10 protein-coding genes are annotated in these 12654 nt (G+C 61.4%); 6 read left to right on the top strand and 4 right to left on the bottom strand.

Annotated elements, in window-relative coordinates:
* Nucleotides 1–8: 8 nt before the first annotated feature.
* From ACEG18_RS04005 to larD, 5 genes are all read left to right on the top strand, one after another.
* Nucleotides 9–245, top strand: coding sequence for a hypothetical protein (locus tag ACEG18_RS04005; RefSeq protein WP_372541345.1), 237 nt, complete (start codon nucleotides 9–11; stop codon nucleotides 243–245).
* Nucleotides 246–407: 162 nt separating this feature from the next.
* Entirely contained in the window at nucleotides 408–1721 is a 1314-nt protein-coding gene (hisS, locus tag ACEG18_RS04000; RefSeq protein WP_196031739.1) for a histidine--tRNA ligase, read from the top strand.
* Between the two features lie 258 nt (nucleotides 1722–1979).
* Nucleotides 1980–4793: a phosphoenolpyruvate carboxylase gene (locus tag ACEG18_RS03995; RefSeq protein WP_372541344.1), complete on the top strand. Its 2814-nt coding sequence runs from the start codon at nucleotides 1980–1982 to the stop codon at nucleotides 4791–4793.
* A 373-nt stretch (nucleotides 4794–5166) separates the two neighbouring features.
* Complete coding sequence (gene larA, locus ACEG18_RS03990; protein ID WP_372541343.1) at nucleotides 5167–6444, top strand: nickel-dependent lactate racemase; 1278 nt, start codon at nucleotides 5167–5169, stop codon at nucleotides 6442–6444.
* A gap of 49 nt (nucleotides 6445–6493) precedes the next feature.
* Nucleotides 6494–7225, top strand: a complete 732-nt coding sequence (gene larD, locus ACEG18_RS03985; protein WP_152067525.1) for a D/L-lactic acid transporter LarD — start codon at nucleotides 6494–6496, stop codon at nucleotides 7223–7225.
* Nucleotides 7226–7527: 302 nt separating this feature from the next.
* Here the strand turns inward: larD and ACEG18_RS03980 are convergent, their stop codons facing one another.
* The 4 genes from ACEG18_RS03980 to serB form a co-directional block, all read right to left on the bottom strand.
* Entirely contained in the window at nucleotides 7528–8067 is a 540-nt protein-coding gene (locus tag ACEG18_RS03980; protein WP_372541341.1) for a TetR/AcrR family transcriptional regulator, read from the bottom strand.
* A 2-nt stretch (nucleotides 8068–8069) separates the two neighbouring features.
* Nucleotides 8070–9011, bottom strand: a complete 942-nt coding sequence (gene larC / locus ACEG18_RS03975) for a nickel pincer cofactor biosynthesis protein LarC (protein ID WP_372541339.1) — start codon at nucleotides 9009–9011, stop codon at nucleotides 8070–8072.
* A 10-nt stretch (nucleotides 9012–9021) separates the two neighbouring features.
* On the bottom strand, nucleotides 9022–9804 hold the full coding sequence (gene larB / locus ACEG18_RS03970) for a nickel pincer cofactor biosynthesis protein LarB (RefSeq protein ID WP_372541338.1): 783 nt from the start codon (nucleotides 9802–9804) through the stop codon (nucleotides 9022–9024).
* A 116-nt stretch (nucleotides 9805–9920) separates the two neighbouring features.
* Nucleotides 9921–10556: a phosphoserine phosphatase SerB gene (gene serB, locus ACEG18_RS03965; protein WP_372541336.1), complete on the bottom strand. Its 636-nt coding sequence runs from the start codon at nucleotides 10554–10556 to the stop codon at nucleotides 9921–9923.
* A 256-nt stretch (nucleotides 10557–10812) separates the two neighbouring features.
* Here serB and aspS point away from each other — a divergent pair, with 256 nt between their 5' ends.
* The gene (gene aspS, locus ACEG18_RS03960) at nucleotides 10813–12600 is read left to right on the top strand and encodes an aspartate--tRNA ligase (protein WP_372541334.1); all 1788 of its coding nucleotides are present in this window, start codon (nucleotides 10813–10815) and stop codon (nucleotides 12598–12600) included.
* The last annotated feature ends 54 nt before the right edge of the window (nucleotides 12601–12654 follow it).

Below are 12654 nucleotides of genomic sequence, written 5' to 3'. Positions count from 1 at the left end.
ACCCAACCTTGCCTTTCAAGCCTGCGGGCATGGCCGACCTGGGTAAGGTCACGGGCACCATTACCTCGCTCGAGATGGTCGGCGGCACCGTGGGCGCTATTGTCTCGGGCGTGCTGTTCGATGCCACGGGCTCCTTTGCGAGCGCCTGGATTGTGTGTCTGGCGTGCTCCGTGGTCATGCTCGTGTTCCTGCTGGCATCCGAGCCCATCGCCGCCAAGCTGCGCGCGAGCGTGGCGGGGGAGTAGGTAGGCCAAAGCGCATCGCCGCTTGTCCGCTTCGTCCGCGGCGGCGCGTCTGGCCGAACGAGTCCCCATACCCTCGTTCGGTCAGGCGCGCCGCCGCGTTGCTGCTTTGTGCCGTATAATGTCCACTACCTATGACGCGATACAAAAGAAAGGTGTTTGCCCATGCAGGCACAGAAGGCGGAGGGAACCCGCGACCTTATCGGCGCCGAGATGCGCGCCTGGCAAAAGATGCAGCAGATTGCGGCCGGCGTGTTCGAGCCGTTTGGTTTTAAACCCATCGAGACGCCCGCGATCGAGCAGGTTGACGTGTTTGTCCACGGTATCGGCCAGTCGACCGACGTCGTGCGCAAGGAAATGTTCCGCGTGTTCAGCGGTGCCAACCTGGAGCGCGTCTTTACCGAGGGCACCGACACCAAACTCAAGCCCAAGCAGCGCCTGGCACTTCGCCCCGAGGGCACGGCCGGCGTGGTGCGCGCCGTCGTCGAGAACAATCTGGTGCCCCAGGGCTCCACGCCGTTTAAGGCTTACTACGCCGAGGCCATGTTCCGCGGCGAGCGTCCCCAGAAGGGCCGCCTGCGCCAGTTCCACCAGGTGGGCATCGAGTGGCTCGGCGCTCCCGATCCGGCGGCAGACGCCGAGTGCATCATCATGCTCATGGAGTTCTACAAGCGCCTGGGCTTCGATCTTTCCAAGCTTCGTCTGCTCATCAACTCGATGGGTGACGCCCAGTGCCGTCCGGCTTACCGCGAGCAGGTCAAGCAGTTCATCCTCGATCACGCAGACGAGATGTGTGACGAGTGCCGCGAGCGCGCCGAGCTCAACCCGCTGCGCGCCTTCGACTGCAAGAACGACCATTGCCGTGAGATCATGGCCGACGCCCCGCTGATGGGCGACAACCTGTGCGACGAGTGCCGCGAGCACTACGAGCAGGTCAAGCGCTATTTGGATACCGCCGGTATCGAGTATGTCGAGGATCCCACCTTGGTGCGCGGCCTGGACTACTACACCCGTACTGTCTTTGAGGTCGAGGCCCCTGGCGCCGGCGTCGGCTCCATCGGCGGCGGCGGCCGCTACGACGGCCTGGTCGAGCTCGAGGGTGGCAAGCCCACGGCAGGCGTCGGCTTTGCCGTCGGTTTTGAGCGCGCCCTGCTGGCCCTGCAGGCCTTTGGCAGCGATCTGGGTGCCGAGGAGGCCCCGTGCGTCTATGTCGCCAACGCAGGCAAGGAGCTGCGCCAGAACGTCTTTGCCATTACGCAGGAGCTTCGCGCCGCAGGCATCGTGACCGAGGCCGACTATCAGGGCCGTTCGCTCAAAGCCCAGTTTAAGCAGGCCGATAAGGTGGGCGCCAAGCTCATCCTGGTCCTGGGCGGCGACGAGCTTGCCGCCGGCAAGGTCAAGGTGCGCGACATGGAGAGCCACGAAGAGGTTCTTGCCGATCTGGCCAACGTCGTCGAGGCGGTTCGCGAGCGTCTGTAGCGCATGATTTTTGAGCTGCGGACCCGCTAACATGTCCCGCTCGCGACGAGCTATTGTTACGGGGGTGTTTCGCATTTATGCGGAATGCCCTCGTTTGCATATGCCGCCCACCGAGAAATACGACCATTTGGGGCAAAAACCCTTGCAATGCAGAAAATACTTTTGTGTGGTAAAGCGCAATCAGTGTCGAAAGTATTTCTCAAGCGCCTATAATGAATACCGCATGTTACGTGCATAGAAGGAGGAATGGGAGGAAACGTGGCTGAGAACCTAAGCAACCAGTCTGTACCCGAAGCCGCGGCGCGCGTCGCTGCCGTGGTCAACCGCCTCGTTAACCGAATCGGCTCGAATGCCGAGTCCAGGGAGCGTCTCGCCGAGATCGAGATCCCCGAGGAGCTGCGCGATAATCTGGCGCTGTTCCTGCGCCTGGAACGTCGTGTGCTTAGCGAGTATGATCCCGAGATCGCGGACCTGTTCGACAAGATTTTGACAGCCGAGATTGTGGCCAATGCTGGCAACCCCGGTAGCCGCGCTGCCGACGAGTCCGTTGACGAACAGGGCGTGCCCACTGCCGACGAGCCCACCGCCGTGGCGTTTCGCGAAGTCGTCGATTTGATTGACAGCCTGCCGCTTGATAAGCAGCAGGTCATCGTTCGCGCCTTTACGAGCTTCTTCCACTTGGCAAACCTGTCGGAGGAGAACTACCGTGTGGCGCAGCTGCGCGAGCGCGAGGCCGGCGCATCGACCGATACCGAGGTCGATCCCGCCAACGAACTCACCGTCGCCTATCACCAGTTGGTAAACGAGATGGGCGTCGAGGGTGCCAATGAGCTGCTCGGCAAGCTCGAGTTCCACCCTGTCTTTACCGCACATCCCACCGAGGCCCGTCGTAAGGTCGTCGAGGGCAAGATTCGCCGTATCTCCAACCTGCTGGAGGAGCGTCCGCGTCTGGGCGGCTCCGACCTGGTGGAGAACGAGCGCCATATGCTGCAGGAGATCGACGCCCTGGTTCGTACGAGCCCCATCGCGCTCAAGAAGCCCACGCCGGTCGAGGAAGCCGATACCATCATCGACATCTTCGATAACACGCTGTTTGACGTCATCCCCGTCATCTATCGTCGCTTTGACGACTGGGTACTGGGCGACAAGGCCGGTACCGTGCCGCCGCTGTGCCCGGCGTTCTTCCATCCCGGCAGCTGGATCGGTTCCGACCGCGACGGTAACCCCAACGTCACCGCCAAGGTGAGCCGTGAGGTCGCCGCCAAGTACTTCACCCACATGGTGCTCAAGCTCGAGGACAAGTGCCGCCGCATCGGCCGCAACCTCACGCTCGAGGCTACCTACAGCAAGCCGTCGGCCGAGCTCATCAACCTGTGGAACCATCAGGTCGAGATGAGCACCCAGTACACGGCCCGTGCCGAGCTGATCTCCGAGCACGAGCCGCATCGCGCCGTCATGCTCGTCATGGCTGACCGTCTGAACGCCACTGTGCGCCGTATCACCGACACCATGTACCACAGCGCCGATGAGTTCCTGGAGGACCTGCGCGTCGTCCAGCGCTCGCTGGCCGCCTGCGGTGCCGTCCGTGCTGCCTACGGCCCGGTCCAGACCATCATCTGGCAGGTCGAGTCCTTCGGCTTCCACATGGTCGAGATGGAGTTCCGTCAGCACTCCGTGGTGCACGCCCGCGCCCTCAAGGATATCCACGAGAACGGTATCCATGGCGACCTGCAGCCCATGACGCGCGAGGTCATCGATACCTTCCGTGCTATCGGCTCCATCCAAAAGCGCTACGGCAAGAAGATGGCTCACCGCTACATCATCTCGTTCACCAAGAGCGCCCAGCATGTGGCCGACGTCTTTGAGCTTGCCCACCTGTCCTTTGCACACGAGGAGGATGTCCCTGAGCTCGACGTGATCCCGCTGTTCGAGCAGCTCGAGGACCTCGAGGGCTGCGTCGACGTGCTCGACCAGATGCTTACGCTCCCCGTGGTGCAGAAGCGCCTTGCCCAGACCAACCGCCGCATGGAGGTCATGCTGGGCTATTCCGACTCCTCCAAGGATGCCGGTCCTACCACGGCCATGCTCGCGCTGCACTCCGCGCAGGAGCGCATTGCCAAGTGGGCCGAGAAGAACGATATAGACTTGGTGCTCATGCACGGTCGCGGCGGTGCCGTGGGCCGTGGCGGCGGCCCGGCCAACAAGGCCGTGCTGGCGCAGCCCAAGGGTTCGGTCAACTGCTTCTTTAAGCTCACCGAGCAGGGCGAGGTCATCTTTGCCCGTTACGGCAACCGCACGCTGGCTCAGCGCCATGTTGAGTCCGTTGCCGCCGCAACGCTTTTGCAGTCGGCCCCGAGTGTCGAGAAGACCAACACCGAGACCACGCAGAAGTTCTGGGATATGGCCGAGAAGCTCAACACTGCAAGCCACGAACGCTATCTGGACCTGCTGAACACCGAGGACTTTACACCGTGGTTCTCGACCGTGACGCCGCTGACCGAGGTCGGTCTGCTGCCGATCGGCTCGCGTCCCGCCAAGCGCGGTCTGGGCGCCAAGTCGCTCGATGACCTGCGTACCATCCCGTGGATCTTCAGCTGGAGCCAGGCGCGCATTAACCTGGCCGCTTGGTACGGTCTGGGCACCGCCTGCGAGCAGTTGGGCGATCTCGACCAGCTCAAGGCTGCCTACCAGGAGTGGCCGTTCTTCCGCACCTTTATCGACAACATCGAGATGTCGATCGCTAAGACCGATCAGCGCATCGCCAAGATGTATCTGCACCTGGGCGATCGCCAGGATCTGTCCGAGAAGGTCTTTACCGAGATGCAGCTCACGCGTAAGTGGGTCCTTGCCATCGTCGGTGACGAGTGGCCGCTGCAGCGCCGCCGCGTGCTCGGCTGTGCCGTTCGCGTGCGCAACCCCTACGTCGACGCTCTGTCCATCGCCCAGGTCCGCGCCCTTCGCGAGGTGCGTATGAACCAGGACGAAATGGCCGAGGAGAAGAAGGCCGAGTACATGAGCCTGATTCTTTCGACTGTGACCGGCGTCTCGGCAGGTTTGCAGAACACGGGGTAATCGATAGCCCTGTGGCTCTCACCGGGGCCCGATGGGTTTCCCTCTGAATGCGTCCTCGCACTTGAAGCCCCCTTATCCTGCTCCTTCGGAGCTGCGGATAAGGGGGCTTCGTGCTGCGGAATGCATTCAGAGGGAAACCCATCGGGCCCCTTCGTCCTCGGTCTTCTGGGATTAAAGCTGAAGGGAATAAGGCGCGCTTTGCGCCTTACAGCTGTGACGGCTGCGGTCCCGTTTGGGGTCGCGGCCGTTTTGTTGTGGGTCAAATATGAACGTTGTGTTAATGAGTCGGTGGACGGTGGTGTTTTTCGGTGAGCGGCGTATCCTTCCAACGGTTAATCTAGTGTGTCAGTTGAAAGGAAGAGGGCGCTCGTCATTGTTTGAATGTGAACTACCGTTTGACCACAAGACGTTGCATCTGGAGCTCGAGGATAAGAATTTCGCGGGTGCGATGGAAGGTCATCAAAACGAGTTTAAGACCACGAAATCGCAGGAAGAGCTGGTAGAGGAGTCGCTTGCCAACCCTTATGGTTCGCCTTCGCTCGAGGAGCTTTGTGCTGGCAAGAAGGATATCGTCATCATTAGCTCCGATCATACGCGTCCCGTTCCCTCGCGTGTGACGATGCCTATTCTGCTGCATCACATCCATTCCGCTGCGCCCGAGGCTCGCCTGCGCATTCTGGTTGCTACGGGTATGCACCGTCCGTCGACGCACGAGGAGCTCGTCAACAAGTACGGCGAGGAGATCGTTGCCAACGAGGAAATCGTTATGCACGTCGCGACTGACGACAGCATGATGAAAAAGATTGGCACCCTGCCTTCTGGTGGCGAGTGCATCATCAACAAGATTGCCGCCGATTGTGATCTGCTGCTTGCCGAGGGCTTTATTGAGCCGCACTTCTTTGCCGGTTTCTCTGGTAGCCGCAAGTCCGTCCTGCCTGGCATCGCCAGCTACAAGACCATCATGTACAACCACAACGGTCAGTTTGTGAATGATTCCCACTCGCGTGCCGGCAACCTGTGCCACAACCACGTGAGCGAGGACATGTTTGCCGCTGCCGAGATGGCTCACCTTGCCTTTGTGCTTAACGTGGTGCTCAACGGCAAGCACGAGGTCATCGGCTCCTTTGCCGGCGACATTCACAAGGCGCACGAGGCCGGCTGTGAGTTCGTGAAGAGCCTTGCCGGCGTTGAGCCCGTCGAGTGCGAGATTGCCATCACCACCAACGGCGGCTACCCGCTCGACCAGAACATCTACCAGGCCGTGAAGGGCATGTGCTCTGCCGAGGCTACGCTTCCCGAGGGCGGTGTGATCATCGACGTCGCCGGCTGTGCCGACGGTCACGGTGGCGAGGGCTTCTATCACAACATCGCCGACAATGATCCGGCAGAGTTTGAGCGCGCCTGCATCGACCGTCCTAAGGACGAGACCCTGCCCGACCAGTGGACGAGCCAGATCTTTGCCCGCATCCTGGCGCATCACCCTGTGATCATGGTTACCGATCTGTGCGATCACCAGATGATCAAGGATATGCACATGACGCCGGTCAACACTATCGAGGAGGCGCTCAGGCTCGCCTTTGAGATGAAGGGTGCCGATGCCAAGGTGGCCGTCATTCCCGATGGCCTGGGCGTTGTCGTCGCTCAGCACTAGTACGCGGCCTAAACGAATCGTTTATAACCGACAAGAAAGATAAGGTTTTATGCTTACCAAACTCCTCTGCGAATTCGGCGCAACGGCCCTCATGATCATCTTTGGCGTGGGCGTGCACTGCGATACCGTGCTTAAGGGCACCAAGTATCAGGGCTCCGGTCACATGTTTGCCATCACCACCTGGTCTTTTGGCATCTCGGTCTGCCTGTTTGTCTTTGGCGGCGCCGTGTGCATGAACCCCGCCATGGTGCTTGCCCAGTGCATCGTAGGCCTGGTGCCGTGGAGCAGCTGCATCCCCTTCATGATTGCCGATATGCTCGGCGGCTTTGTGGGCGCCGTAATCGCTTGGCTTATGTATGCCGATGAGTTCAAGGCTTCCGAGGGCGTCGTCGACCCCATTGCCCAGCGCAACATCTTCTCGACCAACCCCACCACCGAGGGCACGAACTATGCCCGCAACTTCTTCTGTGAGGCCATCTGCACCTTCGTGTTCATCAGCGCTATCCTTGCCGCTGCTAGCCGCGCTGGCGAGAACGTTCTGATGCTCGCCATCTGCGTTGGCCTGATCGTTTGGGCCGTTGGCATGGGCATGGGCGGCATCACCGGCTTCGCCATGAACCAGGCTCGTGACCTTGGTCCTCGCATGGCCTATCAGGTGCTGCCGATCAAGAACAAGGCTGACAACAACTGGAAGTACGGTCTGCTCGTTCCTGGCATTGCTCCGTTTGTCGGTGCCGCTCTGGCCGCACTGTTTGTGCACGGTTTCTTGGGCATGTTCTAGTCCAAGACTACATAGTTGTTCGCCGTCCGCATGGGATAACTTCCCAGCGCGTCCTCGGACATGCAAAAAGGCTCGCTGCGCACTTTGTGCGGCGAGCCTTTTTGCGTCCTGCGGAGTGCGCTGGGAAGTTACCCCATGCGGACGGCTGCGGGGTCTTTGTTGCGTTCGTACAAGCAACCCAACATATATATCTGAATTTGGATGGGAGGGGCTTGTTGCTGGTAGGGGCGTTGGGCTGCTGTTGGCACTTTGGGATGGATTGTGCTTTGGGTTGGGGCGGGGCTTTGAGATGAGGGGTTTACTTACTTGAAGAGAGGCTTAATAGCTGATAGGTAGTCTTTGGCTACTTCGGCCTTATCTGCTTGGAAGTTGTGCCAGGCCCACCATTGGACCATTCCTACGAAGCTTGAGGCTATGTGGTGTAGTAGGAAGCTTCGGTCCATGGTGGCGGCGGGGCCGTTTGGGTCGGTAGGGACGGTTTCGGCTGCTCGGGCCATGATGGTCTTGCGGAGGCTGTCGGCGAAGATGCGTGAGCCGGCGCCGGCTACGAGAGCTCGGACGCCCTGGCGGCGCTCCCAGAGGTTGTTGAGGATATGCTCGACCTGCACGAGTGGGTCGTCGAGTGGTGTGCCATCGTCGTCGAGAGCGTGGGTGCAGATGTCGCTCACGAGCTTGGCGAGCAGGTCATCTTTGCTCTTGAAGAGGCCGTAGAACGTCGCGCGACCTACGTGGGCGCGAGCAATGATGTCGCCGACGGTGATCTTGCTGTAGTCTTTCTCGCGCAGGAGCTCGGAGAATGCTGCGACGATGGCGGCGCGGCTTTTTTCCTTGCGGGCATCCATGGCTATGCGTCCGCGTGAACGAGCAGACAGCGGAGCGTGCCGGAGCAACCCTCGTAGGGGCGTTTGCCGGCGCCGTAGCCGACGGCTTCGATGCGGTAGCGTGGGGGCAGTTGGTCGGACGTGCGCAGCGCGGTGACGATGGCGGCGCCCGTGGGCGTCACGAGCTCGCCGGCGACAGGTGCAGGCGTGAGGGCGATATTGCCTGCCTGGCACAGGTTGACAACAGCGGGGACGGGAATGGGCATGAGGCCGTGGGCGCAGCGAATGGTGCCGTGGCCCTCGGAAAGCGACTCGACCACGATGTCCTCAATACCAAGGTCATCGAGGCAGATGGCGACGGAGCAGACGTCGACGATGGAGTCGACGGCGCCCACCTCGTGGAACACGACGGTCTCGGGTGTTTTGCCGTGAGCCTTGGCCTCGGCAGCAGCGAGTGCGGTAAAGATGGCGAGGGCGCGACGCTTGGCGCCATCGCTTAGCTGCGAGCCGTCGATGATGGCGGTGACGTCCGCCAAAGAACGGTGGTGATGGTGGTGGGCGTGATGATGGTCCTCGTGGCCATGGTCGTGGGCCTCATGATCATGCTCGTGGCAGTGCACGTGTTCATGCTCGTGGCAGTGTTCGTGTTCGTGCTCGTCATGGTCATGATGGTGGTGCTCATGCTCATGCATATGCTCGACAGCTGCTTCGTTGCCGTAGAGCCAGGCCATATCGTGATCATGGTTCTCGAGGCCCTCTGCAAGCTGGACGTCGAAATCGCAGGCGTCGATGCCATGCTTGTTTACGCGCGTTACAGTGATCGAAAAGCCGTCGACCGGCAGCGTGGCGAGCTGTTCGCGCAGGTGCTCCTCGCTGGCGCCCAGGTCGAGCAGGGCCGCGACGGTCATATCGCCGCTGATGCCCGAAGTGCCGTCGATGATAAGCGTGTGCTGATGGTTGGACATGGAATGCTCCTTAACGGGCGCAGGATGTGCCGGCGCTCAGATGATTGATAAGACTTGCCTGGTAGGCGGCACCAAAGCCGTTATCGATATTGACGACCGATACGCCGCTGGCGCAGGAGTTGAGCATGGCGAGCAGCGCGGCTACGCCTCCAAAATTTGCGCCGTAGCCCACGCTGGTGGGAACGGCGATGACCGGACAGCTCACCAGACCGCCGATAACGCTCGCCAGGGCGCCCTCCATGCCGGCGATGGCGATGACCACCTGCGCCTGGGCAAGTTCCTCGGCATGCGCGAGCAGGCGGTGCAGGCCTGCGACACCTACGTCGTAGAGGCGGTCGACCTCGTTGCCATAGAATTCGGCCGTCAACGCGGCTTCCTCGGCGACGGGCAGGTCGCTCGTACCGGCGCAGGCGACAACGATGCGTCCGTTGCCGGTAGGGGAGGGCTTGCCGCCCACGAGGGCGAGCTGTGCGTCTGGGACATATCCCAGGTCGATGCCGTTGCCGAGGAGCTTCGAGGCGCGGGCTGCCTTTTCGGTGTCCAAGCGCGTGACCAGGATGCGCACCTGGCCGGCATTGAGTAATGCTTTGATAATGGCGGCAATCTGCTCGGCGGTTTTACCGGCGCCGTAGACAACCTCGCCGGCTCCCTGGCGCACCCCGCGCGAAAGATCGAGCTGCGCAAAACCCAGATCGGCGGTTGGCGCCGTCTGGATGCGCGTGAGGGCGACTGCCGGGGTGACTGTTCCGTCGGCAACATCGCTCAGCAATTGCTCAAGATCTCGCTTATCCATATATGTTCCCTTCGACGGTGCAAAGTCTAGCACGAGAAGGGTAGTTTCCGAACATTAGAACAAAATCGTTCGGAAACTAGACATAGAGGAATTGATTCTGTTGTTAGACGGATTGACTAGTCGCGCAGGATGATGTCCATGGCGAGCATCAGATTGCGCTCGTCGATGGCAAACGGGGCGGCCTCGCGCGTCTTGGGCTTGGCGCAAAACGCGATGCCCGTGCCCGCGGCCTGAATCATGGGGATGTCGTTGGCGCCGTCGCCGATCGCGACGGTGTGGGCCATATCGACGCCGCACTCAACTGCCCAATCCAGCAGCTGGATGAGCTTGGATTCCTTGGTCACGATGTCGGCAGCCAACTTACCGGTGAGCTTGCCGTCTACGACCTCCAGGCGGTTCGCTAGACAAAAATCGATGCCCGCAGCGGCCACGATCTTATCGGCGACCTCGTGGAAGCCGCCGCTTACCACGCCGACCTTCCAGCCCTTGCTGTGCGCCGAGCGCACAAGCTCCAGCGCGCCGGGGGTAAACGTCACGCGCGGAAAGGTGCGCTCGAACACGCTCTCGTCCAGGCCGGCAAGCAGCCCCACGCGCTCCTCGAGCGCCTGCTTAAAGTCAAGCTCGCCGCGCATGGCGCGATCGGTGATCTGCGCTACCTGCTTGCCCACGCCGGCCTCCTCGCCCAACAGGTCGATGACCTCCTGGTTGATGAGCGTAGAGTCGATATCCATAACGATGAGGCGTGCAGTCATGGCGGGCCTTTCCTAGTGCAGTTGTATTGGGGCACATTGTCGCACGCGGCGCGCCTTGGCGACGGCCACGGCGCATCAATTGTTTCGTCTCCGTCAAGTCTTTGGGCATGAGCTACTTTTCCGCGGCACATCGACGCAGGTGCGATAAGATAGAACGCCATGTCTGGCTGCGCGGTTTACGCAGGCCGGGCAAATCTGTACGACGCCGCCCGGAACGACACGGGGCGGCACAGATCCATAAAGGAGGATCACTGGTATGAGCCAGACCCGTCCCATCGACGAGCATTCCATGCACACCCGTACCTGCGGCGAGCTTCGCTGCGAGAACGTGGGCGAAGAGGTCACCCTCACCGGTTGGGTGAGCCGTCGCCGCGACCACGGCGGCCTTATTTTCTGCGACCTTCGCGACCGCGAGGGCATCACGCAGCTCACCTTCGACCCCGAGCACTCCGACGGCGACGCCTTTAAGATCGCCGAGACCATGCGTCCCGAGTGGCCCATCAAGATTCACGGCGTCGTGCGCTCCCGTGGCGAGGAGACCACCAACGCCAAGCTCGCGACCGGCGAGATTGAGGTCCTGACCGACCATGCCGAGGTGCTCAACACGTCCGTCACCCCGCCGTTCCAGATCGAGGACGGCATCGAGACCAGCGAGGATACCCGCCTGCGCTATCGCTATCTGGACCTCCGTCGTCCCGAGATGATGGCCAACCTCAAGCTGCGCTCCGACTTTACCTTTGCCATTCGCGAGGCGCTGCACAACCGTGAGTTCATGGAGGTCGAGACGCCTTCCCTGTTCAAGTCCACGCCCGAGGGCGCCCGCGACTTCATCGTTCCCAGCCGTATTCAGCCGGGCAACTTCTACGCCCTGCCGCAGTCCCCGCAGCTCCTGAAGCAGCTGCTCATGGTCGGTGGCGTCGAGCGCTACTACCAGGTTGCCAAGTGCTTCCGCGACGAGGACCTGCGTGCCGACCGTCAGCCCGAGTTCACCCAGGTCGATATCGAGATGTCCTTCGTGGACCAGAACGACGTTATGAGCGCGCTCGAAGAGGTTCTTGCCGATGCCTTCGGCCGCATGGGCGTCGAGATGCCCATGCCGCTGCGTCGCATGAACTACTGGGAAGCCATGGACACCTATGGCTCCGACAAGCCCGATACCCGCTATGGCATGCACCTGGTCGACCTGACCGACATCTTTGCCAACTCCAAGTTCAAGGTCTTTGCGACTGCCGCAAACGAGGAGGGTTCTGTCGTCAAGGCCATCAACGCCAAGGGCGCCGGTGCCTGGGCACGTGCCAAGATCGATAAGCTCGCTGGCGTGGCCTCCACGTTTGGCGCCAAGGGCCTGGCCTGGATCGCCTTCCGCGAGGACGGCTCCATCAACAGCCCCATCGTCAAGTTCTTCTCGGACGAGGAGATGGCGGCTCTGCGCGAGCGCATGGACGTCGAGCCCGGCGACCTTGTGATGTTTGCCGCCGGCCCGCGCCTGCTCTCCGACGAGATCCTGGGCGGCATGCGTTCCCACATGGCTAACGCGCTCGAGATCAAGCGCGAGGGTCACGACTTCCTGTGGGTCGTCAATTTCCCGCTGTTCCACTGGGATGAGGACCGTAAGGCCTATGCTGCCGAGCATCAGCCCTTTACCCTGCCGACCGAGACCGACATCGCCAAGATCGAGGCCGATCCGCTGGCAGCCGGTTCTTGCACCTACGACTTTGTCATGGACGGCTTTGAGGCTGGCGGCGGCGGTATGCGTATCCACAACGCCGAGATGCAGATGTCCATGCTCAAGCTCCTGGGCTTTACCGAGGAGCGCGCCGAGTCGCAGTTCGGCTTCCTCATGGAGGCCCTCAAGTTTGGTGCGCCCCCGATGGGTGGTTTCGCTCTGGGCCTGGACCGCGTGTGCATGCTGCTCACCGGCTCCGACTCCATCCGCGACGTCATGGCGTTCCCCAAGACGGCCAGCGGCTCCGACCTCATGTCGGGCGCCCCGAGTGCCGTTTCCGGCGCTCAGCTCAAGGACGTCAGCCTGCGTCTGATGTAGGCAAGCGGCTACATATTGCCTGTAACGAGGGAAGGACGCGTGCCTTCCCTCGTT

Source organism: Collinsella aerofaciens (genome assembly GCF_041537385.1).
Taxonomy (GTDB): Bacteria; Actinomycetota; Coriobacteriia; order Coriobacteriales; family Coriobacteriaceae; genus Collinsella; species Collinsella aerofaciens_BV.
Note: the sequence above shows the minus strand (reverse complement) of the source record. Positions and strands in the feature narration are given on the sequence as shown.